Source organism: Mangrovimonas aestuarii (assembly GCF_028767185.1).
Classification (GTDB): domain Bacteria; phylum Bacteroidota; class Bacteroidia; order Flavobacteriales; family Flavobacteriaceae; genus Mangrovimonas_B; species Mangrovimonas_B aestuarii.
On record NZ_JARACK010000004.1, the window covers coordinates 163786 to 190498 of the forward strand.

The 26713-nt window shown below is 37.0% G+C and carries 26 protein-coding genes and 1 tRNA gene; all 27 read left to right on the forward strand.

Translation table 11 applies throughout. The features are described from left to right. The 27 genes from mraY to PWU04_RS07000 all read left to right on the forward strand — a co-directional run bounded on the left by mraY (position 1) and on the right by PWU04_RS07000 (position 26713). On the forward strand, positions 1-1239 hold the full coding sequence (gene mraY / locus PWU04_RS06870; RefSeq protein ID WP_274475218.1) for a phospho-N-acetylmuramoyl-pentapeptide-transferase: 1239 nt from the start codon (positions 1-3) through the stop codon (positions 1237-1239). A gap of 7 nt (positions 1240-1246) precedes the next feature. Further along, on the forward strand, positions 1247-2587 hold the full coding sequence (gene murD, locus PWU04_RS06875; RefSeq protein ID WP_274475219.1) for a UDP-N-acetylmuramoyl-L-alanine--D-glutamate ligase: 1341 nt from the start codon (positions 1247-1249) through the stop codon (positions 2585-2587). An 11-nt stretch (positions 2588-2598) separates the two neighbouring features. Next, entirely contained in the window at positions 2599-3801 is a 1203-nt protein-coding gene (locus tag PWU04_RS06880; RefSeq protein ID WP_274475220.1) for an FtsW/RodA/SpoVE family cell cycle protein, read from the forward strand. After that, the gene (gene murG / locus PWU04_RS06885; RefSeq protein ID WP_274475222.1) at positions 3802-4896 is read left to right on the forward strand and encodes an undecaprenyldiphospho-muramoylpentapeptide beta-N-acetylglucosaminyltransferase; all 1095 of its coding nucleotides are present in this window, start codon (positions 3802-3804) and stop codon (positions 4894-4896) included. Continuing rightward, on the forward strand, positions 4893-6248 hold the full coding sequence (murC, locus tag PWU04_RS06890; RefSeq protein ID WP_274475223.1) for a UDP-N-acetylmuramate--L-alanine ligase: 1356 nt from the start codon (positions 4893-4895) through the stop codon (positions 6246-6248). Before murG ends, murC begins: the two co-directional genes overlap by 4 nt. Continuing rightward, entirely contained in the window at positions 6238-6957 is a 720-nt protein-coding gene (locus PWU04_RS06895) for a cell division protein FtsQ/DivIB (protein WP_274475224.1), read from the forward strand. The genes murC and PWU04_RS06895 overlap by 11 nt, the downstream gene beginning before the upstream one ends. Before the next feature lie 3 nt (positions 6958-6960). Beyond that, positions 6961-8316 carry a cell division protein FtsA gene (ftsA, locus tag PWU04_RS06900; RefSeq protein ID WP_274475226.1) on the forward strand — a complete coding sequence of 452 codons (1356 nt, stop codon included), beginning with the start codon at positions 6961-6963 and terminating at the stop codon, positions 8314-8316. Between the two features lie 49 nt (positions 8317-8365). Next, entirely contained in the window at positions 8366-10360 is a 1995-nt protein-coding gene (gene ftsZ, locus PWU04_RS06905) for a cell division protein FtsZ (protein ID WP_274475228.1), read from the forward strand. 103 nt (positions 10361-10463) lie between these two features. Further along, on the forward strand, positions 10464-10913 hold the full coding sequence (locus PWU04_RS06910; protein ID WP_274475229.1) for a GatB/YqeY domain-containing protein: 450 nt from the start codon (positions 10464-10466) through the stop codon (positions 10911-10913). 11 nt (positions 10914-10924) lie between these two features. Beyond that, positions 10925-10998 (forward strand) — tRNA-Arg (locus tag PWU04_RS06915). 605 nt (positions 10999-11603) lie between these two features. Then, a complete protein-coding gene (locus PWU04_RS06920; protein WP_274475230.1) occupies positions 11604-12455 on the forward strand; it encodes a zinc-dependent peptidase in 852 nt (283 codons plus the stop codon). 523 nt (positions 12456-12978) lie between these two features. After that, on the forward strand, positions 12979-13440 hold the full coding sequence (locus PWU04_RS06925) for a UpxY family transcription antiterminator (protein ID WP_274475232.1): 462 nt from the start codon (positions 12979-12981) through the stop codon (positions 13438-13440). A 201-nt stretch (positions 13441-13641) separates the two neighbouring features. Continuing rightward, positions 13642-14046, forward strand: a complete 405-nt coding sequence (locus PWU04_RS06930; RefSeq protein ID WP_274475233.1) for a DUF2061 domain-containing protein — start codon at positions 13642-13644, stop codon at positions 14044-14046. 4 nt (positions 14047-14050) lie between these two features. Then, positions 14051-14659, forward strand: a complete 609-nt coding sequence (gene cysC, locus PWU04_RS06935; RefSeq protein ID WP_274475235.1) for an adenylyl-sulfate kinase — start codon at positions 14051-14053, stop codon at positions 14657-14659. After that, positions 14652-15557, forward strand: a complete 906-nt coding sequence (gene cysD, locus PWU04_RS06940) for a sulfate adenylyltransferase subunit CysD (RefSeq protein WP_274475236.1) — start codon at positions 14652-14654, stop codon at positions 15555-15557. Before cysC ends, cysD begins: the two co-directional genes overlap by 8 nt. Positions 15558-15655: 98 nt before the next feature. Next, positions 15656-16009 carry a four helix bundle protein gene (locus tag PWU04_RS06945; protein WP_274475237.1) on the forward strand — a complete coding sequence of 118 codons (354 nt, stop codon included), beginning with the start codon at positions 15656-15658 and terminating at the stop codon, positions 16007-16009. A 56-nt stretch (positions 16010-16065) separates the two neighbouring features. Further along, positions 16066-17319: a sulfate adenylyltransferase subunit 1 gene (locus tag PWU04_RS06950; protein ID WP_274475238.1), complete on the forward strand. Its 1254-nt coding sequence runs from the start codon at positions 16066-16068 to the stop codon at positions 17317-17319. A 239-nt stretch (positions 17320-17558) separates the two neighbouring features. Next, positions 17559-17957: an endonuclease domain-containing protein gene (locus PWU04_RS06955; protein ID WP_274475240.1), complete on the forward strand. Its 399-nt coding sequence runs from the start codon at positions 17559-17561 to the stop codon at positions 17955-17957. Between the two features lie 226 nt (positions 17958-18183). Further along, positions 18184-18978, forward strand: a complete 795-nt coding sequence (cysQ, locus tag PWU04_RS06960; RefSeq protein WP_274475241.1) for a 3'(2'),5'-bisphosphate nucleotidase CysQ — start codon at positions 18184-18186, stop codon at positions 18976-18978. A gap of 262 nt (positions 18979-19240) precedes the next feature. Continuing rightward, positions 19241-19588 carry a phosphomannose isomerase type II C-terminal cupin domain gene (locus PWU04_RS06965; protein WP_406600947.1) on the forward strand — a complete coding sequence of 116 codons (348 nt, stop codon included), beginning with the start codon at positions 19241-19243 and terminating at the stop codon, positions 19586-19588. 183 nt (positions 19589-19771) lie between these two features. Continuing rightward, a complete protein-coding gene (locus tag PWU04_RS06970) occupies positions 19772-21154 on the forward strand; it encodes a nucleotide sugar dehydrogenase (RefSeq protein WP_274475244.1) in 1383 nt (460 codons plus the stop codon). A 239-nt stretch (positions 21155-21393) separates the two neighbouring features. Further along, positions 21394-22467 (forward strand): NAD-dependent epimerase, encoded by a 1074-nt coding sequence (locus tag PWU04_RS06975; protein ID WP_274475246.1) that lies wholly within the window; start codon positions 21394-21396, stop codon positions 22465-22467. Next, on the forward strand, positions 22451-23893 hold the full coding sequence (locus tag PWU04_RS06980; protein ID WP_274475247.1) for a lipopolysaccharide biosynthesis protein: 1443 nt from the start codon (positions 22451-22453) through the stop codon (positions 23891-23893). Before PWU04_RS06975 ends, PWU04_RS06980 begins: the two co-directional genes overlap by 17 nt. A 3-nt stretch (positions 23894-23896) precedes the next feature. After that, positions 23897-24595, forward strand: coding sequence for a sulfotransferase family 2 domain-containing protein (locus tag PWU04_RS06985; RefSeq protein WP_274475249.1), 699 nt, complete (start codon positions 23897-23899; stop codon positions 24593-24595). After that, entirely contained in the window at positions 24595-25077 is a 483-nt protein-coding gene (locus PWU04_RS06990) for an acyltransferase (protein ID WP_274475251.1), read from the forward strand. Before PWU04_RS06985 ends, PWU04_RS06990 begins: the two co-directional genes overlap by 1 nt. 45 nt (positions 25078-25122) lie before the next feature. After that, positions 25123-25986, forward strand: a complete 864-nt coding sequence (locus PWU04_RS06995) for a capsular polysaccharide synthesis protein (protein ID WP_274475252.1) — start codon at positions 25123-25125, stop codon at positions 25984-25986. Positions 25987-26014: 28 nt separating this feature from the next. Further along, positions 26015-26713: a sulfotransferase family protein gene (locus PWU04_RS07000; protein WP_274475253.1), complete on the forward strand. Its 699-nt coding sequence runs from the start codon at positions 26015-26017 to the stop codon at positions 26711-26713.

The window sequence follows — 26713 nt, forward strand, 5'->3', positions numbered from 1 at the left end:
ATGCTGTATTATTTATTTGAATACTTAGAAAAACACTATCAGTTTCCAGGGGCTTCGCTTTTTGGGTTTATAACCTTTCGAGCAGCTGTGGCGTTAATATTGTCTTTGCTTATCTCTACTATTTACGGTAAGCGTATTATTAGATTTTTACAACGTCAACAAGTTGGGGAGACTATCCGTGATTTAGGTCTGGAAGGTCAGGTTGAAAAAGCTGGAACCCCAACTATGGGTGGAGTAATTATTATTCTTGCAACCTTAATTCCTGTGCTCTTATTTTCTAAGCTGGATAATATTTATATCATACTATTAATTGTGACGACTATTTGGATGGGAGTTATCGGTTTTGTTGACGACTACATCAAAAAGTTTAAGAACGATAAAGAAGGATTAAAAGGAAAATTCAAAGTGATGGGTCAGGTTGGTTTGGGGATAATAGTGGGGACTACATTGTATTTCCATCCTGAAGTAACTATCAAAGAAGAATTGCCGGTGGCTCAACAAGAGCAAGTAATGATGACCGACGGGGCTCAGCATATGAAGCAGTTTAAGCCTGAGGAGAAATCTACTAAAACAACAATACCTTTTGTTAAGGCTAACGAATTTGACTATGCCAAGTTGGTGTCCTGGATACATCCGGATTTAGCAAATTACGCTTGGATTATTTTTATTCCAATTGTGATTTTCATAATTACGGCTGTATCCAATGGAGCCAACCTTACGGATGGTATAGATGGACTTGCATCTGGAACTTCTGCTATAATAGTATTGACGCTTGGGATTTTTGCATGGGTGTCCGGTAACATTATTTTTTCCGATTACCTGAATATTATGTACATCCCAAGGGTTGAAGAGATAACCATTTACATAGCTGCTTTTGTTGGGGCCTTGGTTGGGTTTTTATGGTATAATACTTATCCGGCTCAAGTGTTCATGGGTGATACCGGTAGTTTGACAATTGGTGGAATTATAGCTGTGATAGCAATCGCTGTTAGAAAGGAGTGGTTAATCCCTGTGTTATGCGGAATATTCTTAGCTGAGAATTTATCTGTGGTATTACAGGTGAGCTACTTTAAGTATACAAAAAAGAAATATGGTGAAGGACGGCGCATTTTTAAGATGTCGCCTTTGCATCATCATTATCAGAAGTTGGGATATCACGAAAGTAAGATTGTAACCCGTTTTTGGATTGTTGGAATCTTGCTGGCGGTGATTTCAATAGTAACCTTAAAGATTCGATAGGGTTGATATGAAATCAAAGCGATTGGTCATTCTTGGCGGTGGTGAAAGTGGTGTAGGAACAGCGCTTTTGGGAAAAGCTAAAGGTTATGATGTTTTTGTTTCCGATAAGGGAGCGATAAAACAAAAATATAAAGACGTTCTTATTCAGAATAACATTGATTGGGAAGAAGGTTCTCATACAGAATCCAAAATTTTCAATACCGACGAGGTGATGAAAAGTCCGGGCATTCCAGATAAAGCACCGTTGATTAAGGTGCTTGTTGAAAGAGGGATTCCTGTAATCAGTGAGTTGGAGTTTACAGCTCGATTTACTGAGGCTGCCTTGGTTGGGATCACCGGAAGTAACGGTAAAACAACTACAGCATCGTGGACGTATCACCTACTGAAACAGGAGTTTAGTGTAGGGTTAGCTGGGAATATTGGAGAGAGTTTTGCAAAGCAGGTTTTGGAACATAACTATCCCAACTACGTTTTGGAGATCAGTAGTTTTCAGTTGGACGGAATAATCGAATTTAAGCCTCATATCGCTGTGATTACTAACATCACGCCAGATCATCTAGATCGCTATGAGTATAAGTTTGAGAATTACATTGCTTCTAAATTTAGGATAGCAATGAATCAAACATCAGACGATTATTTAATCTATGATGGAGATGATCCTGTGGTAACAGATTGGCTTGAAAAGCATCCTGTGAAATCTAAGCTTTTACCTTTTTCTCTGGAAAGAAAAGTGAGTGAAGGCACATATTTAAATGAAAATAAAGAAATAGTAATAACAATTGATAATAGCAAAATATCTATGCCAACAACAAATCTAGCTTTAGAAGGTAAGCATAATGTAAAGAATGCAATGGCTGCCTCAACTGTAGCGCATTTGCTACGTATAAGAAAACAAACCATAAGAGAAAGTTTGGAAAATTTCCAAGGTGTGGAACACCGTTTGGAAAACGTTCTTAAGATAAACAAGGTGCAGTATATCAACGATTCTAAAGCAACTAATGTAAATGCAACATATTATGCTTTAGAAAGTATGGATGCGCCAACAGTTTGGATTGTTGGTGGACAGGATAAAGGGAATAACTATCAGGAGTTGTTTCGTTTTGTAAACGAAAAGGTAAAAGCAATCATTTGTTTGGGAGTAGAGAACAAAAAGTTGTTGGATACTTTTTCAGGTATGGTTGAGGTTATTGTTGAGACTCAAGATATGAATGAGGCTGTGAAAATGGCTTATAAGTTAGCTGAAGCTGGAGATAATGTGTTGTTGTCACCTGCTTGTGCAAGTTTCGATTTGTTTGAGAATTACGAGGAACGCGGTAGGCTTTTTAAAGAAGCCGTAAGGAATCTGTAAAACTTATTTAAGTGAAAGAGTTGTTTAAGAACATAAAAGGCGATCGAATGATTTGGGCTATAGCGGCATTACTTGCTATATTCTCATTTCTTCCGGTGTACAGTGCGTCTAGTAACCTAGTGAATGTTCGTGGTGGGGGAAGTGCATTTACCTTTTTTGTCAAACACTTTTTTCATTTATCGATGGGATTCGGGATTATGTACGGGATCCATAAAATTCCATATCGATATTTTCGTGGTCTTTCTATGTTAATGTTGCCCTTTGTGTTGGTGTTGTTGGTGGTTACTATTTTGCAAGGGACAACTATTGATGGGGCAAATGCCAGTAGATGGATTCAAATACCAATTGTAGGTATGTCGTTTCAGACCTCTACATTGGCTTCGGTGGTGTTGATGGTGTATGTGGCTAGGTATATGTCGAAGGTAAAAGATAAGGTTGTTACTTTTAAAGAAACCATTTTGCCGCTATGGGCACCTGTGTTTTTAGTTCTGGCATTGATTCTTCCGGCAAACTTTTCAACAGCGGCTATCATGTTTGTTATGGTGTTGACGTTGGTGTTTCTTGGAGGGTATCCAATCCGTTATTTAGGGGCTATTGTTGGTGCGGGATTATTGACGTTAACCCTGTTTGTTTTGGTGGCAAAAGCCTTTCCGAATGCGATGCCTAACCGTGTTGATACCTGGATTAGCAGGGTTGAAAGTTTTACTGATGAGGAAACAAGTGAGGAAGATTATCAGATAGAGAAGGCTAAAATAGCAATTGCATCAGGAGGTATTCAGGGCGTGGGGCCGGGTAAAAGTGTTCAGAAAAATTTCTTGCCACAATCAGCTTCTGATTTTATTTTTGCCATCATTATTGAAGAGTATGGTTTGATCGGGGGAATGGTTCTTATGTTCCTCTATCTTCTGTTGCTATTTAGAATTGTAATTGCTGCCCAAAAGGCCGATGAGGTTTTTGGTAAGCTGTTAGTGCTTGGTGTTGGCTTGCCAATAGTATTTCAGGCGCTTATAAATATGGCTGTTGCTGTGGAGTTGTTCCCAGTAACAGGGCAAACCCTTCCTTTGATTAGTAGTGGAGGAACGTCTATTTGGATGACATGTTTGGCGCTGGGTATTATTCTAAGTGTAAGCGCAAAGCGTGAAGAGGTGAAAGAACAGGAAGAGAGCAAAAGTGTAGAAGATAACCCGTTGGAGATACTCTCGGAAACTATATAAATGAAAAAGTATAAAGTCATATTATCTGGAGGTGGTACAGGTGGGCATATTTATCCAGCCATAGCTATTGCCAATGAGCTTAAAAACCGCTATCCAAATGCGGAGTTCTTGTTTGTTGGTGCCAAGGATAAAATGGAGATGGATAAAGTGCCGCAAGCTGGGTATAATATTGAGGGATTGTGGATTTCGGGTATCCAAAGGGAATTGACGTTGAAAAATTTGATGTTTCCGTTTAAGTTGATGAGCAGTTTGACTCGGTCAGCTAAAATCCTTAAAAAGTTCAAACCTGATCTGGTTATAGGTACGGGAGGTTTTGCAAGTGGGCCGTTGCTATATATGGCAGAACGCAAAGGAATTCCTAGTGTTATTCAGGAACAGAATTCCTTTCCTGGGATTACTAACAAGCTATTGGCTAAGAAGGCTAACAAAGTTTGTGTAGCCTATGATGGGTTGGAGCGCTTTTTTCCTGAGGATAAAATCGTGAAGACAGGAAATCCTGTAAGACAGGATTTGTTGGATATTGATAAAAAAAGAGAACAAGCTATTAAGAAGTTTGGTCTTGATACAGATAAAAAGACATTACTGGTTCTTGGAGGAAGCTTGGGAGCGAAAAGGATTAATCAGCTCCTGAAAAAGGAAATGGATTATATCCTATCCAGAAATATTCAGATTATCTGGCAATGTGGTAAGCTGTATTACGATAGTTATAAAATTCACGGGCATACAAAGAATGTACAAGTCCATGCTTTTATAAACGATATGGATTTAGCCTATGCTGCTGCGGATTTTATTATCTCAAGAGCAGGTGCTAGTTCGGTATCGGAATTATGTATTGTTGGGAAACCTGTAATATTCATTCCTTCTCCAAATGTGGCCGAAGATCATCAAACCAAAAATGCCATGGCTATAGTAGATCATCAGGCGGCTTTGTTGATCAAAGAAGAGGATTTGGAAGTGGATTTTGAAAATAAGTTTTCCCAGCTTTCGGCTTCGCCTGAAAAACAAAAACAGTTAAGCGAGAATATTAGAGCGTTAGCGATGGTCAATGCGACCAATCATATTGTTGATGAGGTAGAGAAATTAATGATTAAATGAATTTAAACACTATACATAGCGTTTACTTTATTGGTATTGGCGGTATCGGGATGAGTGCCTTGGCACGTTATTTTCTTGCTGATGGCAAGCAAGTGGCTGGTTACGATAAAACCAAAACAGAGATTACCGATGCGTTGGAGGCTCTTGGTGTGCAAATTCATTTTGAAGATAATATTGAATTAATTCCTGCTGAATTTTTAAATGAGGAGGATACTTTAGTGGTTTATACACCTGCTATAGCGGCTTCTCATTCGGAATTAAATTATTTCAAAGCTAAGAGGTTTCAAGTAATTAAAAGGTCGCAAGCATTAGGTGTGATTACGGAAAATTCCTTTTGTCTAGGGGTTGCCGGAACACATGGTAAAACAACAACTACGAGTATATTGGGGCATCTTATGTATTCGTGCGATGTTCCTGTAACTGCTTTCTTGGGTGGAATTAGTGAAAACTATCAATCCAATTTTTTGATGAAAGGTTCTGATGTTACTGTTGTGGAGGCTGATGAGTTTGATAGGTCCTTTTTAACTCTGTCTCCTGATATGGCGTGCATAACGTCTATGGATGCGGATCATTTAGATATTTATGGTGAGGCATCGGCACTAGAGGAGTCGTTTGTTGCATTTACAAAACGCCTTAAACCTGAAGGAAAACTGTTTGTGAAAAACGGTTTGCCAATGGTAGGGATTACTTATGGTATAGAAGATGATTCGGATTACTCCAGTCAAAATATAAGAATAGAAAATGGGGCTTATGTGTTCGATTTAAAAACCCCGTACACAACCCTTAACAATTTACAATTTAACCTACCTGGTAGACATAATTTGTCGAATGCTATTGTAGCCTTGGCGATGGCTGTAGAATATGGGTGCCCTCAACCACAGCTCGCCAAAGCTCTAGCATCTTACAAAGGGGTTAAAAGACGGTTTACTTATCATCTAAAAACAGACGCTATCGCGTATATAGATGATTATGCCCATCATCCGGAAGAAATTAATGCCGTCCATCAGGCGGTTAGGGAAATGTATCCAGGGAAAAAAGTCCTTGCGATATTCCAGCCCCACCTTTTCAGTAGAACAAGGGATTTTGCCGATGATTTTGCTATTAGCCTATCGAAGTTTGATCAGGTGGTGTTAATGGATATTTACCCAGCTCGAGAGGAGCCTATTGAAGGTGTGACCTCTAGTTGGTTATTGGGTAAAATAGATAACCCGAATAAAGAACTAATTTCTAAATCAGATTTAGAAAATATCCTATTGAGTAATGATGCAGATGTAGTGCTTAGCATCGGTGCGGGTGATATAGGGATGGAAGTGCAACGTATTAAAAATATATTGTTGAGTCGTGCGAATTAATTGGAATTACATAAAAATGATATTGGTTTTTGGGTTGCTTATCTTTTTGTATGTTTTTGCTTCGGTAAGAAGTGTCGCTCGGCCTATATCGAAACCTCAGGTTTCTTTTGTGGGAAATAACAACTTATTCATTACGCCTGAGACTGTTAGTAAGTTGTTAATACAAAATCAAAGAGGGCTTACGGGTGCGTCTAAAGATGTTTTAGATTTGAATATACTGGAAAGTGCCCTAAACTCCAATTCTACCATAAAAGACGCGCAAGTGTATCTTACTGTTAATGGTACGCTTAATGTAGATGTCGAGCAAAAACAACCTATTGCAAGGGTGAGTACAAATGCATCGTATTACATAGACAGTCAGGGTACATTCATGCCTTTGTCCAGTAATTACACCGCAAGAGTGCCAATGGTTACGGGTTATGTTGAAAAAAATAAACTGCAAACCATTTTTAAAATAGCAGATAAAGTTTATAATGACGACTTTTTGCGAAAACATGTAGTTGAGATTCATCAGAATCAAGATTGGACCATCGGTCTCAAATTGAGACAATGTCCGTTCTCAGTGCAATTAGGAACACTCAATCAATTGGATAAAAAAATAAATAACCTAAAAGCGTTTTATCAAAAAGCGTATAAGGAGCAAACCTTAAAAACATACAGCAAAATTAATTTGCAGTTTGATAATCAAGTGGTGTGCACCAAAAGATAAACTATGGAAAACAATAATAATATCGCTATTGGGCTTGACATAGGAACCACAAAAATTGTGGCCATGATTGGTCGTAAAAACGAATACGGCAAGGTGGAGATATTGGGTATTGGCCGATCTAAAAGTTTAGGCGTACACCGAGGTGTGGTTAATAACATCACCCAGACTATCCAATCTATTCAACAGGCGATACAGGAGGCTGAGGCTTCATCGAGTATAAAAATTGAAGGAGTAACCGTTGGTATCGCAGGACAGCACATACGTAGTTTGCAGCATAGTGATTACATTACTCGTCCTAATTCTGAGGTGGTAATCGATGATGAGGATATTGACCGATTGATCAATCAAGTGCACAAACTGGTGATGTTACCGGGGGAAGAGATTATTCATGTATTGCCTCAGGAGTACAAGGTTGATGGACAGGCCGAAATTAAGGAGCCTATTGGAATGTATGGAGGACGCTTGGAGGCGAATTTCCATGTTGTAGTGGGACAGGTAAGCTCTATTAGAAATATTGGTCGTTGTGTTAAAAGTTCAGGTTTGAATTTGGAAGGAATCACTTTAGAGCCTTTAGCATCGGCAAACGCGGTATTAAGCCAAGAAGAAAAAGAGGCTGGTGTAGCCTTGATTGATATAGGGGGGGGTACTACCGATTTAGCGGTGTTTAAAGATGGTATTATCCGTCATACTGCAGTTATTCCATTTGGAGGTAATGTGATTACCGAAGATATAAAAGAGGGTTGTTCAATCATTGAGAAACAAGCCGAGTTATTGAAGATAAAGTTTGGTTCTGCTTGGCCTGGAGAGAATAAGGATAACGAAATAGTTTCAATTCCAGGGCTTAGAGGTCGTGAACCTAAGGAGATCACTTTAAAGAACTTGTCGAGAATCATTCATGCTCGTGTGGTAGAGATTATCGAGCAGGTTTATGTAGAAATCAAAAACTACGGACACGAAGAGCAAAAGAAAAAGCTAATTGCTGGAATTGTTTTAACAGGTGGAGGAAGCCAGTTAAAACATTTAAAGCAATTGGTTGAATATATTACAGGAATGGATACACGTATAGGATATCCTAATGAGCATTTGGCAGGCGATAGTGATGAAGATGTTACCAGTCCGCTTTATGCTACAGCGGTAGGTTTAGTTCTTGACGGACTAAAGCGTCAGGAGCGCCAAAGAGCGATGGCTGCAGAAGCAGAAATGGAGGAAGAACAAGCCGAAGAGAAACCAGAGAGTGCTGCTACAGCCGAGGAAGAAGTTCAGGAAGAGCAGCCTCAAACACCACCTGTTAAGGAGCGTAGAACATTCCTTGACAAACTGACCGAAAGAGTCAAAGATTTTTTAGACAACGCAGAATAGATTTGGAAACCAGAATAGACGACAAAATAAACCAGTAAAACAGGAATTTATGAGCAGCAACAACGAATTCACAAGCATTGCATTTGATTTGCCCAAAAACCAATCGAATGTTATTAAGGTTATTGGTATTGGAGGAGGTGGTAGTAATGCCATCAACCACATGTTTCAACAAGGGATTAAAGGGGTAGACTTTGTAATTTGTAACACCGATGCGCAGGCGTTACAAAACAGTGGTGTGCCTAATAAAATCCAGTTAGGGGTTAACCTAACGGAAGGATTGGGTGCGGGTGCTAACCCTGAAATCGGGGAGCAATCGGCTGTAGAAAGTTATGAGGACATTAAAGTGATGTTGGATACCAACACCAAAATGATTTTCATTACAGCAGGAATGGGTGGTGGTACCGGTACCGGAGCTGCACCTATCATTGCAAAAATGGCTAAGGATCTTGATATTCTTACTGTTGGTATTGTAACGATGCCTTTCCAGTTTGAAGGTAAAATGCGTAACGAACAAGCTCAAAAGGGTATTGAGAAGTTACGTTCTGTTGTCGATTCGTTGATTGTTATTAATAACAATAAGCTTCGTGAGGTTTATGGTAACCTTGGTTTTAAAGCTGGGTTCTCTAAAGCTGATGAGGTATTGGCAACGGCTGCTCGCGGTATTGCGGAAGTAATTACCCATCACTATACACAAAACATTGACTTGCGTGATGCTAAAACGGTGTTGAGTAATAGTGGAACGGCTATCATGGGGTCATCAACGTCATCAGGTCAAAACCGTGCTCAGGATGCCATTATGAAAGCTTTGGATTCTCCATTGCTTAACGATAATAAGATTTCTGGGGCCAAAAATGTATTGTTGCTTATCGTTTCTGGGACTCAGGAAATCACTATTGATGAGATTGGGGAAATCAATGATCATATTCAAAATGAGGCTGGTCATGGTGCTAACATCATCATGGGGGTAGGTGAAGATGATTCATTAGAAGAGTCTATCGCTGTAACCATTATAGCTACAGGTTTTAATATCGAGCAACAGGACGAGATATCGAATACAGAAGCTAAGAAGGTGGTTCATAGCTTGGAAGACGAGCAGAGTATGGAGCAGGATTTGAGCGAAGAGAGAACTCCAGCAGTCATTGAACCTGTTATTGAGATGAAAAAACAACCAGAACCAAAACCGATTATCAGACACACTTTGGATTTGGATGAGGTAGATGATAATGATTTTGAAATTACATCAAAATCAACGCCACAACCTCAGGCGAAACAGGAGTCGAAAATGCCTGAAATGGATCTCATTCCAACTACAGAAATGATCAGAAACATGAACGTAGTTTATGAAGAGGTTTTGGATACTAACGATACTGAGGATTTTGTGATTACTCCTGTTGGGGAGGCTACTGAGCCTATAGTAGAGGAGAGGGAGATTGAAGGAGAACAACAGTTTACATTAACCTTTGATATACCTGCTGCTCCTGTTTCAAAACAAGAGCCAGTGCAGCCAAAGCAGCCACAGCCTGTTATTAAGCACGAGCTTAACGAGGAAATCAAAAAGATGCCTGTTAAGGACCCTATAGAGGTGATTCCAGAGAAGAAAGTTGCTTCTGTAAATAAGGAAGTTCGTTATGCTTTGGAAGATTATGAATTGGAAGAGTCAAAGCCAAAGGCAAAACAAGAGCCGAAGGTTATGGAGGAAATTCCAGATCAGGATATTGTGTTCGAACGTAAAGTAGTTGAGCCGGAAACTAATCAGGCAGATAAGGAAGATTTCGATCCTATGAACAGCCCAATTTCGTCTTTGTTGAAAGAGCGTGCTGAAGAGCGCAGAAGAAAAATGAAGGACTTTAATTATAAGTTCAACAATGCCAAAATAGACGATATTGAAAAGGTTCCAGCTTACAAACGTCATGGTGTACATTTAGATGAAGTTCAGCACTCATCTGAAGTAAACAGCATGTCTAAAACCAGTGTGAGCATAGATGATAATGATGATATTCAGCTTAGAAGTAATAATTCGTTTTTACACGATAACGTAGATTAGTAGCATAATAAGTTTAGTGTTTGCTTCTTTTTAAAACTCGGAAACTTTTATTGGTTTTCGAGTTTTCTTTTTATCTTCGCTCAATTAAAAAAAGAAAGAGATTATGGGCTTACAGCAAGATGTTATGACGGCCATGAAAGAGGCTATGAAGGCTAAAGATCAAGCAGCATTAATAGCGTTGCGTGCTGTGAAATCGGCTATACTTTTAGCACAAACTGAAAGTGGTGCGAGTGAAGAATTGACTGAAGATCAAGAGCTGAAGTTGTTGCAAAAATTGGTGAAACAACGTAAAGATAGTGCTGCTATTTATACTGAACAAGGTCGTGAGGATTTAGCCGCTCCTGAATTGGCTGAAGCAGAAGTAATTTCTCAATTCCTTCCTGAAGCAATGAGTGAAGAAGAGATAGAAAAAGTGGTAGAGGCAACAATTCAACAAACAGGTGCTGAAGGAATGAAGGATATGGGTAAGGTTATGGGGCTTGTAAGCAAGGAATTGGCTGGTAGAGCTGATGGAAAAACCATATCGGCTATTGTCAAGCAGAAATTATCTTAATTAAAGATAAAGGCCGCGTAGTTCAACTGGATAGAATATCAGATTTCGGCTCTGAGGGTTGAGGGTTCGAATCCTTCCGCGGTCACAAATAAATCAACAAAAAGTTGAAAACGAAGCAAGCTAAAAAACATAGCTTGCTTTTGTTTTTTGCGGCTGAGTTTTATTTTGTTGATTTTCAGCGTGGAGCGCTTAAGGATGTCCGCAGGACAATACTATTCTAGGTAAAAGGTTAAAGAAGGGCAGGTTAAAAACATAGCTTGCTTTTGTTTTTATAATGGTTTTTCTTAGATAGATTGTATTCTATTTTGAGTTGTCAATGTGATTTGAGCTGTTTTGGAGATGTTTACTTTGGATTGTGATATTTGTTTTCATTTGGTGTTGTTTCACATTTACTATACACTATCTATACTTTATGTATACAGTATCCATACTTTATTTATGAAGTTTCTAGGTAGAGTTTAATTGAATTTGATGTTTTTTAGTGTTTTGGTTTTCTGGGATTCCCCTGGTTTTTAGTTTATAACACATTTGAACGGCTTTGATACGGTCTAGTCGTGGAGTAAATGTTTAGTTCGCTGGTAGTGAATTGCTTCGTTTGTAGTTTGTCGAAATGGTTTTAAAAATTTAAGAGAAGCCTATCTTTTTTGTATATTCATTGTCTTGAATCTTTTTAAAACCGACTTACATTTTATGTGGCAGCTGAACGTTATGGGCCAATACTCTTTTGCGAGTAAGATTATTTTAGGGGTGTTTTTCGCTGCGCTTGCATTGATGTTTATCTACTACAGCTTTAAAATGTATGAGATGGTGTATGTGCTCAAGCGGAGAAAGCCTTTGTATACACATTTTTATCCTGTATTAAAACGGTTAAAGCGCCCTCAAAGAGATATTTTAAAACAGCGTTTTTCCTTTTATGGTAAGCTGAATAAAAAGCAACAGCTTTTTTTTGAGCACAGGGTTGCTTCTTTTATTAGTGACAAACAGTTTATAGGTAGAAAGGATTTTGATGTTACCGATGAGATGAAGGTGCTTATATCGGCTACGGCAGTCATGTTGACTTTTGGGTTTCGTGATTTTTATATTGGATTGATTGATAGGATTATCATTTATCCAAGTGAGTTTTATTCTAAAACAAACGCTAATTACCACAAGGGCGAATTTAACCCAAGATTAAAGGCGCTGGTAATGTCGTGGGAGCATTTTTTAATGGGGTATGAGATTACAAACGATAATCTTAACCTAGGGATCCATGAGTTTGCCCATGCCATACATCTCAACAGTTTAAAGGAGCGAGATGTGAGTTCTACCATTTTTTCGGATACATTCAACGAACTGACTGATTTATTGGCAGACAACAAAAATTTACGTGATGAGTTGTTAAAATCTGAGTATTTTAGAAACTATGCCTATACCAACCAATATGAATTTTTGGCTGTTATTATCGAAAACTTTATTGAAACCCCTAATGAGTTTTATCAACAGTTTCCCGAAGTGTATGGTAAGACCAAGCAGATGCTTAACTTCAATTTTGCGGGGTATTAGTTGGGGGCTGTAAGCGGTATGCTTTAGGCAGTAAGCTTTAAGCTCTATGCTTTAAGTTTTTGTGACGTTGTAAGGGCGTTAAGTTGTAATAATTTTAAAGCTGTTAATTTTTGATTTGTTAATTCGGGATGCTTTGGCTTCAAGATCTAGGCTATAAGCTTCAGGCCTTAGGCTTTTTTGTGAAGTTGTAAGGTTATTAAGTTGTGGTTTGATAATTTGGAGGGTGGTTTCTTTATTAGGTATAGTACATAGTGGTGGTCAGTTTATTCTGTTTAAGTCAGTTTAAGATTTCCTTAAAATTATTAATTGACTTACATATTTCTTCAAAAATTGCTTCATGGTTTTTATAGTAGGTGGAAGGCTTTCATAGTTCCAAGATATTTCTATTTTTGTATGCTGTTAAAAAATTGCAAAAATTATTTCAATGTTAATAATCCAATGTGAAAAGGGTTATGAATTGTTACTTGATTGGTGAATGTTAAGTTAATGCATTACTGTTCAGGTGACTAAATGTAGTGAGATTATGCCGTGGTACGTTTTACATACAAAACCCAGAAACGAAAAGAAGGTCGCTCTCCGGTTACAGGAGTTGGGGATAACTGCCTATTGTCCTACTCGAGTAGAGATGAGGCAATGGAGTGACAGAAAGAAAAAAGTGGAAGTGCCTTTGTTGCCCTCAATGGTTTTAGTGAATTTGGATGACAAACTACGCGCTAAGGTTTTTGATGTGCCCGGAGCAGTTCGTTATATGTTTTGGATGGGTAAACCAGCCGTTGTCACGGATGTTGAAGTTACGGCCTTAAAGGAGGTTGAACTTGATAAAAAAGCAGGAACTGTAAAAGTTGATGTACTTGAAGTAGGCGAAGAAATTGACATGGATGCCATAGGTTTTAAAGCTCAAAAGGGAACCGTAAAATACGTTTCTGGAAATCAATGTTGGGTGATGTTGAAGAGCCTTGGGTTTGTGGTGAAAATTGAGCTGTAAAGGAATAGGACAATAGTTAACGAAATAATTACAATTAAGTCTGAGGTGTTAAATAAATAACCCTTAGTTTTGGGAGCTAAATTTTAAAATAACCTGATTAGTTGTGTTGAATTTTCAGGTGTTGTAAATCAAACCGTTAGCGCAATAACTGTGGCTAACAATGGCGAAGCCGTGCCGATAACTAACCAACGAATATATATATTGAAAGACCAATCGCATAAACGACATATTGCCAAAACCCTTACTTGGAGGCTAGTTGGGACCCTGGATACCATTGTTCTTTCCTGGTTTATTACTGGAGATCCTCTTACTGGTTTGAAAATAGGTGGGATAGAGGTGTTTTCTAAAATGTTACTGTACTATTTTCATGAGCGTATTTGGTTTAATTCCAAGTGGCTAGAGGATAGTCAGAAGCGTCATTTAGTCAAGACTGTTGTGTGGCGCTGTATAGGAACGCTAGATACTATGGTAATCGCTTATATAATTTCAGGGAATGCTCTCACTGGCTTAAAAATAGGGCTTACTGAGGTGATTACCAAAATGGTGCTTTATTATTTGCATGAGAGGGCATGGTATAAAATTAACTTCGGACTTATAAAACGATAAGAGTATGAGTAAATCATTGCATATAGTTGAACACGATTATCAAATTAGTAAAATAGATCGTTTGAAAGCAAATGGTCATAAATCGTTTTTGATATGGTTTACTGGTTTGTCTGGTTCTGGAAAATCGACCATAGCTAATGTTGTAGAACAAAAGTTGCATGAGCAGGGTGTAAAAACATATACGCTTGATGGCGATAATATTAGGAAAGGAATTAATGGTGATTTAACCTTTTCTTCCGAGGATAGAACGGAAAATATTCGTAGAATTGCAGAAGTATCGAATTTAATGGTCGATGCGGGCTTAGTGGTATTGGCTGCTTTTGTGTCACCTTACAAAAAAGATAGAGAAAACATTCGTACTATAGTTGGAGAGGAGAACTTTGTAGAGGTATTTGTTAATACCAGTGTGGAAGAATGCGAGCGTCGTGATGTGAAAGGGCTTTACAAAAAAGCTCGAGCAGGAGAGATTAAAAACATGACGGGGATTTCGGCGCCTTATGAGGCTCCTGAAAACCCCAATATAGAAATACTAACAGAAAAAGAATCTATCAATAGTGCATCACAACGCATTATTGACTATATAACACCAAAATTGAAGCTTAACGATGAGTAAGTATTATTTAAATTATCTGGATGAATTGGAGAGCGAAGCTATTTATGTGCTTCGCGAAGTATGGGCACAGTTTGATAATCCCGTGATCCTCTTTTCAGGAGGGAAGGATTCGATTGTTGTAACCCATTTAGCCAAAAAAGCATTTTATCCATCTAAAATTCCATTTGCATTGATGCATGTGGATACAGGACACAATTTCCCAGAGACTATTAAGTTTAGGGATGATTTGATTAATGAGCTTGGGGTGAACCTTATTGTAGGTTCTGTTCAGGAGTCTATCGATCAAGGTCGTGTAGCCGAAGAAAAAGGAAAGAATGCCACTCGTAATGCGCTTCAGATTACTACTTTATTAGATGCCATTGAAGAAAATAAAATTGACTGTGCTATAGGTGGTGGACGTCGTGATGAGGAAAAGGCCAGAGCTAAAGAGCGTTTCTTCTCTCACCGTGACGATTTTGGGCAGTGGGATCCTAAAAACCAACGTCCGGAGTTGTGGAACTTATTCAACGGAAAGCATTTTGAAGGTGAGCATTTTAGAGCGTTTCCGATAAGTAACTGGACAGAAATGGATGTTTGGAACTACATCAAACGAGAGAACATAGCTATTCCATCACTGTACTTTGCACACGAGCGTGAAGTAGTATGGCGTAACAACTCTTGGATTCCGAACTCTGAGTTCTTGATTTTGGAAGATGAAGAAGAAGTGTTGACCAAGAAAATCCGATTTAGAACTCTAGGAGATATCACTATTACAGGTGGTATAGAGTCCGATGCTGATACCCTTGAGAAAATAGCTCATGAAGTTTCAGCTATGCGTCAAACCGAGCGTGGAAACCGTAGTGACGATAAGCGTTCGGAGACAGCGATGGAGGATCGCAAGAGGCAAGGGTATTTCTAAATTGAAGTAAAGTCGTGAAGTTGATTTGGGATTTGTCATTGAATGCTTTAGGCTATAAGCTATAGGCGTTAGGCTTATTTAGGAAATAATTTGATTGGATGAGAAACTTTAGGAAATATGATGTTTGGGAGTTAAGTCATGATTTGGTTCTTGAAGTTTATAGATTAACCAAAGCATTTCCAGATAGTGAAAAATACCAATTGATTTCGCAAATGCAACGCGCTGCATATTCCATTCCTTCAAATTTTAGTGAGGGGTGTGGGAGAGCAAGTGATAAAGACTTTAACAGATTTGTTCAAATATGTTTAGGGTCTGCACACGAGTTAGAATACTTCACTATTTTGAGTAAAGATTTGGATTATATTACTGAAACTAATTATATAAATCTTAACTCTAAAGTAAACGATATAAAGAAAAAACTATACAGTTTAGGGCTAAAGTTGAAAGACTAGTCCGTAATAGAGCCTATAGCTTACTGCTTAAGGCTTACAGCTTAAAAGAAAAAAATATGTTAGAAAATAATCAACTTTTAAGATTCACAACGGCAGGAAGTGTGGACGATGGAAAGAGTACGTTGATAGGCCGTTTGTTATACGATTCAAAATCAATTTTTGAAGACCAACTGGAGGCGATTGAAACTACCAGTAAAAAGAAAGGACACGAAGGTGTTGACTTAGCACTTTTCACTGATGGATTACGCGATGAACGTGAACAAGGTATTACCATCGATGTTGCTTATCGCTATTTCACTACGCCAAAACGTAAGTTTATCATTGCGGATACTCCTGGACATATCCAATATACCAGAAACATGGTTACTGGAGCGTCAACGGCAAATGCTGCTATTATATTGGTGGATGCACGTCATGGGGTTATAGAGCAAACTCGCCGTCATGCGTTTATCGCATCCTTATTGCAGATTCCGCACATTATTGTATGTGTCAATAAAATGGATTTGGTAGACTTTTCTGAAGAAGCTTATAACAATGTTATTGAGCAGTTCGAAGAGTTCTCATCAAAGCTATTGGTGAAGGATGTACGCTTTATTCCAATTTCTGCTTTATTAGGAGACAACGTTGTAAACCGCTCGACCAACATGGATTGGTATCAAGGTGCGCCGTTGTTACATACCTTGGAGACCATGCACATTAGCAGTGACATCAATAAAGTAGATGCCCGTTTCCCAGTGCAAACCGTGTTGCGTCCACAAAGCGAGCAACACAGAGACTATCGTGGTTATGCGGGTCGTATTTCTAGTGGTGTATTCCGTGTAGGAGATGAGGTTACAGTATTACCTTCAGGATTTACGTCAAAAATTAAGTCACTTGATACCTTGAATGAAAGCTTGGAAGAAGCATATGCTACGATGTCAATTTCAATGACTTTGGAAGATGATATTGACATCAGTAGAGGCGATATGATTGTTCGCAGTAATAACCAACCAGAAGCTGTTCAGGACTTGGATGTGATGTTGTGTTGGTTGCACAATAATGTGGCTAAGCCAAGAGCTAAATATACCATCCGCCATACATCGAATGAGCAAAAGGCGATGATAAAAGAAGTAGTTTACAATATCGACATCAACACTTTGGAGCGTAATAGTGAAGACAAGGATTTGAAGATGAATGCTATAGCCAAAGTGAAAATCAGAACCACTAAACCTCTTATGGTAGATTCATACCGTGAAAACCGCACTACTGGTAGTATCATTTTAGTTGATGACGCGACCAATGAGACGGTTGCTGCGGGGATGATAGTTTAAATAGTGTGAAGATTTTTTCTGTTTTTCCCCGACCCTAAAGGGATCCAAAAGCGGTTTAGAAATATATTTGAAAATCAATTTCTTTTCCCCCTGAAACCCTAAAGGGGAGAAATGGCATTTTGTTTTAATAAGCGGACTTTATTTCACTATTTTTTGTATTGAAGTGAATAGATAATACAAACTGTTTTTTATTTCCCCTCCCTAAAGGGTGAAAAAACAGTTTGCTAAAAAATAATTAATTGAAGTCAAGTCAACCATACCATGACGAAAGTATGTTTAAGGGTGCTCCAGCAGAGAATTTTAGGAAAGCTGAGTTGCTACGACAAAATACGACTGAGTCTGAGAATAAACTTTGGTTGATTCTCAAGGATGGACAGTTTGAAGGATATAAATTCAGAAGGCAGCATCCGATTCATTTGTTTATAGTTGATTTTTATTGTCATGAGTTACGATTGGTTATTGAGGTTGATGGAGGATACCATAATTCGCAAGAGCAGCATGAGGCAGATAATAAAAGAGAAGAATTGCTTAAGTTCCAAGATTTGAGAATCCTTAGGTTTAAGAATGAAGATGTTTTAGACAATTTAGATGAAGTTGTTTTTGAATTGAAGCAAAAAATTGAAGAAATAAAAGCATAAGTTGTGAAACTCTTTTTCACTTCTCCCCTCCCTAAAGGGTGGTGAAAAAGAATTTCTGAGACAGAAGAAAAACAAACTGTTCTATTTAGAGTGTCTAAATGATTATGAAAATTGACTACTATTTGAGGATTTTTACCCTTTAGGGTTAGGGCAGGAAAATCCGAAATATAATGGACACTGTTTTCCTTTTATCATTTGATCTAGGGAAAAAATACTAACCAAGAAAATGAAAAACTTACTAAACATAGCCATCAAGGCAGCCCTAAGTGCTGGGGAGAAAATCATGCACATATACGAGAACGAGGATTTTGAAGTGGATTTCAAATCTGATGACTCGCCTTTGACAAAAGCTGATTTAGCGTCCCATAAGATTATCATGGAATATTTGGAAGAAACGGCTATTCCTGTGTTATCGGAAGAAGGGAAACATTTACCTTATGATGAGCGTAAAGTTTGGGAGCGTTTATGGATTGTTGATCCTATAGATGGCACTAAGGAATTTATCAAGCGTAATGGTGAGTTTACCGTAAACATTGCCTTGGTAGATAATCAAAAGCCTGTTTTAGGAGTGATTTATGTGCCGGCCAAGAATGAGTTGTATTATTCAACAAAAGAGGAAGGAGCGTTTAAGGTAAATAATGTTTCACAGATTGATGATTTAGATGTTTTGCTGTCTAAGGCTCAGATACTACCATTAAATATTGCCAAAAATAGTTTTACGGTAGTAGCTAGTAAATCCCATTTATCTCCGGAAACGGAAGATTATATCAATACGTTGAAAGAAGAGCATGGTGAGATAGAAACCATGTCTAAGGGAAGCTCTTTAAAATTATGTATGGTAGCCGAAGGCGTAGCAGATTGTTATCCGCGATTTGCACCAACCATGGAATGGGACACAGCTGCTGGACAAGCGATTTGTGAACATTCTGGTGCAACTGTAATTGATTGGCAAACTAAGCAACCAATGTTATATAACAGGGAAGAGCTGTTGAATAATTGGTTTTTGGTTTCGAGGCTGTAAGCTTTAAGCAGTAGGCTATAGGCGCTAAGCTATAAATACCAAGTCTTGTTTAATGATAAATTTTCACCTTTTGTGAGGTAGATAACTATTGAACACTCTCGTTGGCAGATATCTTTTAAAAATCATACTTTTAGAAAAATATTTAAAAGGATATTTCAAAGAACACGACATCGTCTTCCATTAATTAATAAATTAAATAGTCCACCAACGCCTTTCCTTTCATTAAAAAGGACTGTCCAAAAGCAATAGCAATATGACATATATTGAAAAAGAGGAACGCCCGTGGGGGCGTTATTTTGTACTCCATGATGAACCCAACTATAAATTAAAGCGTATAGAAGTTGAACCTGGTCAGCGTTTAAGTTATCAGTACCACTATAAACGCTCTGAAGCTTGGACTATAGTGCAAGGTGAAGCGACCATCACTTTGGATGGAGAAATGGTGAACTATAAACCTGGTGAGACCATTTTAATTCCTGTGGGTACCAAACATCGCATAGAAAACCAAACTGATGAACTAGTGGTTTTTGTTGAAGTACAGACCGGAACTTATTTCGGAGAGGATGATATTGTACGTTTGGAAGATGATTATAATCGTGTGCAATTTTAGAATCTACTTAATGTAATTGAATTTAAATATACATTCCCAAAGGTTTTTTAAACTAAATATCCATTACTATTTAATATTGGTTTTATGGTTGGGAAATAATCATAGTAATAGGACAAGAAGTATATAACTATAGTCTAAACTGTTTTCTAACCTAAATCGTTGAATAAAAAGAAAAATTTAATAATGAGCAAAGTCAAAAATATATGCTGTATCGGAGCAGGCTACGTAGGAGGTCCTACTATGGCAGTAATAGCCCAAAAAAATCCAGAGGTTAAGGTACATGTGGTAGACTTAAATGCTCAACGTATTACAGATTGGAATGATGCCGATTTAAGTAAGCTTCCTATTTATGAGCCAGGTTTGGATCAAGTGGTATCTGAAGCCCGTGGTAGAAATTTGTTTTTTTCTACCAACGTGGATGAAGCTATTGCAGAAGCCGATATGATCTTTATTTCTGTAAATACACCTACTAAGACCTATGGAACTGGTAAAGGGATGGCTGCTGATTTAAAGTATGTTGAACTTTGTGCCAGACAGATTGCCAAGGTTGCTACATCAGATAAAATTGTAGTAGAGAAATCTACTTTACCCGTAAAAACAGCTCAGGCCATAAAAAGTATTTTGGAGAATACAGGGAATGGAGTGAATTTTCAGATTCTTTCCAATCCAGAGTTTTTAGCTGAAGGAACCGCAATAGATGATTTACTGAGTCCTGATCGCGTTTTAATTGGAGGAAATAGTAAGACAGCTATTGATGCTTTAGCGGCTATTTATGGTTCATGGGTGCCTAAGGAAAATATTTTAACCACGAACCTTTGGTCTTCTGAATTGTCGAAACTTACGGCCAATGCCTTTTTGGCACAACGTGTGTCTTCTATTAATGCAATATCTGAGCTGTGTGAAGCTACGGGAGCCAATGTGGATGAGGTAGCTAAGGCCATAGGAACAGACAGCAGGATTGGCCCTAAATTTTTAAAGGCCTCAGTTGGTTTTGGAGGTTCTTGTTTTCAAAAGGATATTTTAAATCTTGTATATATAGCCAGATCCCTTGGCTTGGATGTTGTAGCTCATTATTGGGAGCAAGTGGTTATCATGAACGACCATCAAAAGCGTCGTTTTGCACACAAAATTGTAAAGACGCTATATAATACTGTATCTGGTAAGAAGATTGCCTTCTTGGGCTGGGCCTTTAAAAAGGACACCAACGATACCAGAGAATCTGCCGCTATTTATGTGGCTGACAATTTACTGGAAGAACAAGCCCAAATTGCGGTTTATGACCCTAAAGTTACTAGGCAGCAAATGCTCAATGATTTAAACTATTTGAATACCCGTAGTGAGCAAACTAATGCAGAATTACTTACACCGCTAACAGATCCTTATGAGGTCTGTAAAGAAGCTCATGCAATTGCTATACTTACCGAATGGGATGAATTTAAAACTTACGACTGGCAACGTATTTACAATAGTATGAGTAAACCAGCAGTGGTTTTTGATGGGAGAAACCTCTTGGACAAGAAAACATTGGAAGCTATAGGCTTTGTGTATTATGGAATAGGGCAGTAGGCTATAAGCTGTGAGTCTGGTTAAATACAATTATATATCCGCTCGCATCTAGCGAACAAAAAAGAATACGTACAGTCTTACTACGAGCATTAATAAAATGTGTTTTTATTTGAAGATACCTTGTGAAGCAAGTCGAGAATTTTATTGCCTTAGAGCGGCTTAAACTAAATCCCTGTTAGAGAAAAATATAGAGGGAGACCAAGAGGAATATATTTGGAAATAAAAACAATAAATAATTGATGGATTTTACATCATCTAAAAATAAAACAATATTAGTAACTGGAGCAGCGGGTTTCATTGGCTTCCACTTATGTAATAAACTAATTGAGTTGGGGCATAATGTCGTAGGTCTGGATAATATAAACGACTATTACGATATTAATTTAAAGTTTGCCAGGCTTAACGAATTGGGAATCAATCGGCATGACGCTGAGATTTTTGATAAACTTTGTAATAGTTCTCTTTACGGTGATCAATTACAGTTCATAAGAATGAATCTTGAAGACCGTGAGAAGCTGCCTAGACTATTTCAGAATTTTAATTTTGATATGGTTTGCAATTTAGCTGCTCAAGCAGGGGTTCGTTATTCATTGGAAAATCCAGAGGCTTATGTGGATAGTAATATTGTAGGCTTTTTAAATGTTTTGGAGTGTTGCAGACATAATAATGTCAAAAAACTGGTATATGCAAGTAGTTCTAGTGTATATGGTAATAATGAATCAGTTCCGTTTAAGGAAAGTGAGCATGTAGATTATCCAATAAGCTTGTATGCAGCTAGTAAAAAGTCCAATGAGTTAATGGCTCATACCTACAGCCATCTTTATAATATTGAAACTATAGGGCTTCGATTCTTTACTGTTTATGGACCTTGGGGGAGACCCGATATGGCTATGTTTTTGTTCACAGATGCAATACTTAATAATAGGCCTATTAAAGTATTTAATGAAGGGAATTTATCTCGTGATTTTACTTATATAGATGATATTATTGAAGGAGTAGTTGCTACTTTATTAGGGCCATCAAATAACGCCAATACATATAAACTTTATAATATAGGCAATAATCAACCTGTCAAGTTGTTGGATTTTATTGAAGCTATTGAAAAAGAAACGGGTATTGCAGCTGAAAAACTAATGATGCCTATGCAACCTGGTGATGTTGAAAAGACTTGGGCTGATGGAACAGCATTAACTGTCGATTTCAACTATACTCCAAAAGTACCACTTATAGTTGGAGTTTATAAATTTATATCATGGTATAGGACTTATTTTAAAATAGCTCTTGAATTACAAAACAGTGAAAACACAAAATAAGAACTTAAAACAAAAGTCAAAAGCTGGTTTAATCTGGGACTTGTCAGGTACTTTTGTTCGACAAATTGCAACCTTTGTCGTTTCCATAATACTTGCAAGAATTCTTATACCCGAAGATTTTGGGGTAGTTGGTTTGGCGCTAGCTTTTATTACCATCAGTAGTGTTTTTATTGATGTGGGATTTACGGATGGTTTAATACAAAAAAAAGAAGTTGACGATATAACCTATTCCTCTATTTTTTACACCAATTTAGTATTGAGCTTATTACTAGGCTTATCAATTTTTTTATTGTCACCAGTACTTGGAAGGTTTTTTGGCAGCCAAGAAGTAGTGAGCATATTGAAATATTTGGCTATAATACCTCCGATAGGGGCTTTGGGTAAGGTTCATGCTGCAATGTTAACAAGAGGCTTGCGCTTTAAATCTTTAACTCTAAGAGATATTTTTGCAACTCTTTTTGGTGGTGTGGTTGGAATTGTTTGTGCGCTTAATGGTTTTGGTGTATTTAGTTTGGTTTGGCAACAAATAACAGCTGCTTTAATTGGGGCTATTATGCTATGGTTTGGAACAGGGTGGATTCCAAAGGCACAATTTTCATGGAAAAGTGTAAGGGGGTTGTTATCCTTTTCGAGTTTTGTTTTTTTTGATCAAGCACTTAGACAGGTTTTTCTGAAAATAGATACCTTATTCATTGGTAAGGTTTTTTCACCTGTAACACTAGGTTTTTATTCAAGGGCTGAATCATTAAATTCACAGATTACCAATTACTCTTCAAGTAGTTTAAGAAAGGTTATGTTTCCTATACTAAGCTCTATTCAAGAAGATGATGAACAATTTCAAAGAGTCTATTATAAGGTATTTGATTTTGCGACATTTCTTTCTTCTACACTTTTAGGAGTACTATTTTTTCTAAGCGATCAGATAATTGTCTTCCTTTTAGGGAGTAAATGGATCCCAAGTATTGTTTTGTTCCAAATATTAATATTTAGAACTCTCTTCGCACCTCACGGAGCATTAATGGGAAAGTCTCTATTAAGTAAAGGGTATTCCAGGGTTAAGTTTAACCTAAGTTTAATTCAAAGGCTTGTTTTATTGTTACCAATGTTAGTGGGTTTGTTTTTTGGAATTAAGATTTTTGCTTCTGCCGTTGTTTTTGGTTCTTTTTTAGGTTTTATACTTTATTCATGGGCGGTAGATAAATATTTGAATCTCAGTTTCAAAAGGCAGATTTTAGGGTTTTTATACCCAATGTTACCATTCTTTATTTTAATATTATTTAAGGCATTTGTTTTTAATGGTTTAAATTCTATTTATTATGCCCTAATTTTCATAGGTTTTCATTTTACATTTTTGTTATTAACCAAACACAACGGATTTTTATTTGGTAGACAAGAATTAACAAAACTGATTAAAAAACGAATTTAATTTATGATAGTATCCCATAAACATAAATTTATCTTTATTAAACCTCAAAAAACAGCAGGGACTTCGGTAGAATTATTGTTGTCACGGATTTGTGGTCCAGACGATATTATTACACCTTTAGGTTATGATCCAGACCCTAATGTAAGGGAGAAAAACAACGCTAAGCAACCTCAAAACTTCAAGAGAGCTAAGGCTTTTAAGGAATGGGAAATGCGAGATGTATACTATATGGTTAAAAAACTTAAAAGTCCAAATCAAAATTACATAGAGCATTTAACAGCGCAACAAATAAAGGATTACGTAGGCGACGATATATGGAATTCTTATTATAAAATTTCTATAGTTAGAAATCCATGGGATCATGCTATTTCTATGTATGAATGGATGGCGAAATATAATTATGAAAAAGTATCAAGTATTTCATTTGAAGTATTTCTTCGCGAAAAATATAGGTTATTATGGCCTTTTTATAGTGTTAATAATATCTTTGATATCGATTTTATGTTGAGATTCGAAAATTTGCAAGATGGAATAAATAGTTTAGAAGAAAAATTTCCATTGGAAAATCTACAGCTACCTGTCACAAAAAATAAAGTTAGAAAGCAGAAAAATTTTTCTGATTATTTTGATACAGGAACTAAGGATTTAGTTAGAGAACAAAACTTAAATATAATTGAAAGATTCAGTTATAGTTTTCCATAATGAGTTTATTGCTTACAGTTTATAGGTTTATTTTTTCAAGGATTGAAAAAAGTCTAGAAAAGGATATTAAAAAAAGGTATAATCTAGATAGTTCCGTAAGGTTATATAATCCATTAATCACAAAATTAACGGGAAATATTTTTATCAATAAAAATAGTTATATAAATAGTGGAAGGTTGCTTACAGGCAAGCAATCAAAAATTATAATTGGATATAATTGCGCTATAGGCCACAATGTAACTATATCTAGTATTACTCATGATTTATTACAACCCACAGGCCCAGATTTAAAGCATTTGGAGGCAGATATTAAAATAGGAAATAATGTTTGGATTGGGAGTAATGTATTTATTAAAGAAGGGATAACTATAGGTGATAATTGTATTGTTGGCGCTAATTCAGTAGTAACCAAAAGTTTCCCAAGTGATTCTATAATTGGGGGAATACCTGCTTCTTTGATTCGAAAGACAAGCCTCTTATAATTATCAAATTTTTATATCCCTCAATAAAAGTAATTTTAATCAATAATGAACTTTTCTAGGATGGGACATTTTGAAACTCTCCCTAAAATCATTTGGACTTATTGGCATCAAGGTTTTGAAAATGCTCCTTGGGTTGTGCAGCGTTGTATTGAGCAATTAAAGCTATTGCATTCCGATTGGGAGATTCATTTATTGGATGCCAAAAACATTCATGAATATGCGAAGCCCCTTCCTATTAGGGAGGAAGTTGTAGATAATATGCTTCTCCAACATCGTTCAGATTTATTAAGAACACAACTTCTTATTACTTATGGAGGAGTTTGGATAGACCCAACAGTATACTGTAAAGTACCACTAAGCGACTGGTTATATAATCATATGGCGTCTGGTTTGTTTTTATATAAAAACCCAGGCAGGGATCGTATTATTTCAAATTGGTTTATAGCATCAAAGTCTAATAATATTCTGTTAAAACAGCTTTATAAAAAGTTGTGTGATTATTGGAATGAAAACAATTTTAGAAATATTAGTGACAAAAAACCTTCCAAATTTGAAAAAAATATTTACCGCATAGTAAATAGACGCCCAGCTTGGACTAGGATTTGGTTTACCCGTTTAATGCTTAAAGTTATTAAGTTCAGGCCATATATGGTTTATCACTATGCGTTTTATGAGTTGATAAAAACAGATAAGGTGTGCAATGAAATTTGGAGTAACACGAATTCTTTACCTGCTTCAAAACCCCATAAATTACAACGTTTGGGCTTATTAAGTCCAATGAATGAAGAAGCAAAAAAATGGATTGAAGGTAAAGATCCTGAGCTATTTAAATTAACATGGAGGCTTAAGGAAGAGGCTGCTTTTTCTGGTTCAACTATTGAATATTTGTTCAACCATTCACAAGCATAACAGTGCTAGGATTTAACTAAAAAGATGTATGACGATTAAAACACAACCAAAAATAATCTGCATAGGATGGCATAAAACAGGAACAACAACAATGGGCGCAGCTCTCTTAAAGTTGGGATACTCAGTAGTAGGTGCACGTTTGGATTTGGCTGAATCCTTGTTAAGAGGAAATGTTTCAAATTCTATACTAGTAGCCCAGGAGTATAACGCCCTGCAGGATGTGCCATGGATGGCTATGTACAAGGAGTTGGATAAAGCTTATCCTAACAGTAAATTCATATTAACGGTTAGGGATGAAGATAAGTGGTTATATAGTGCAAAAAAACATTTTGGTAAAGATTATACAGCAATGAGAGAATGGCTGTATGGCAAGGGTGTTCTAGACGGGAATGAAGCATTATATCTGGACAGGTATAGAAAACATTATGAGGATGTTTATGATTATTTTAAGGATAGACCTGATGACTTGTTGATTATGGATTTTAAGGCGGGAGATGGTTGGGAAAAGCTATGCGGTTTTTTAAACTGTGCTGTTCCACAAAGTAATTTTCCACATTCAAATAAAGGAAAGCACAATTATAATTTTTACGATAAGTGCCTTGCGTTTATTAGGTTTAATACCCCAAAGAGGTTAAGGGATTTAAGGGTTAAACTATTAATTTATTTAAGAGGAAGTGATTATAGGGACAAATTCAACAATAAGAAATACAATAAAAATAAGGGTTAA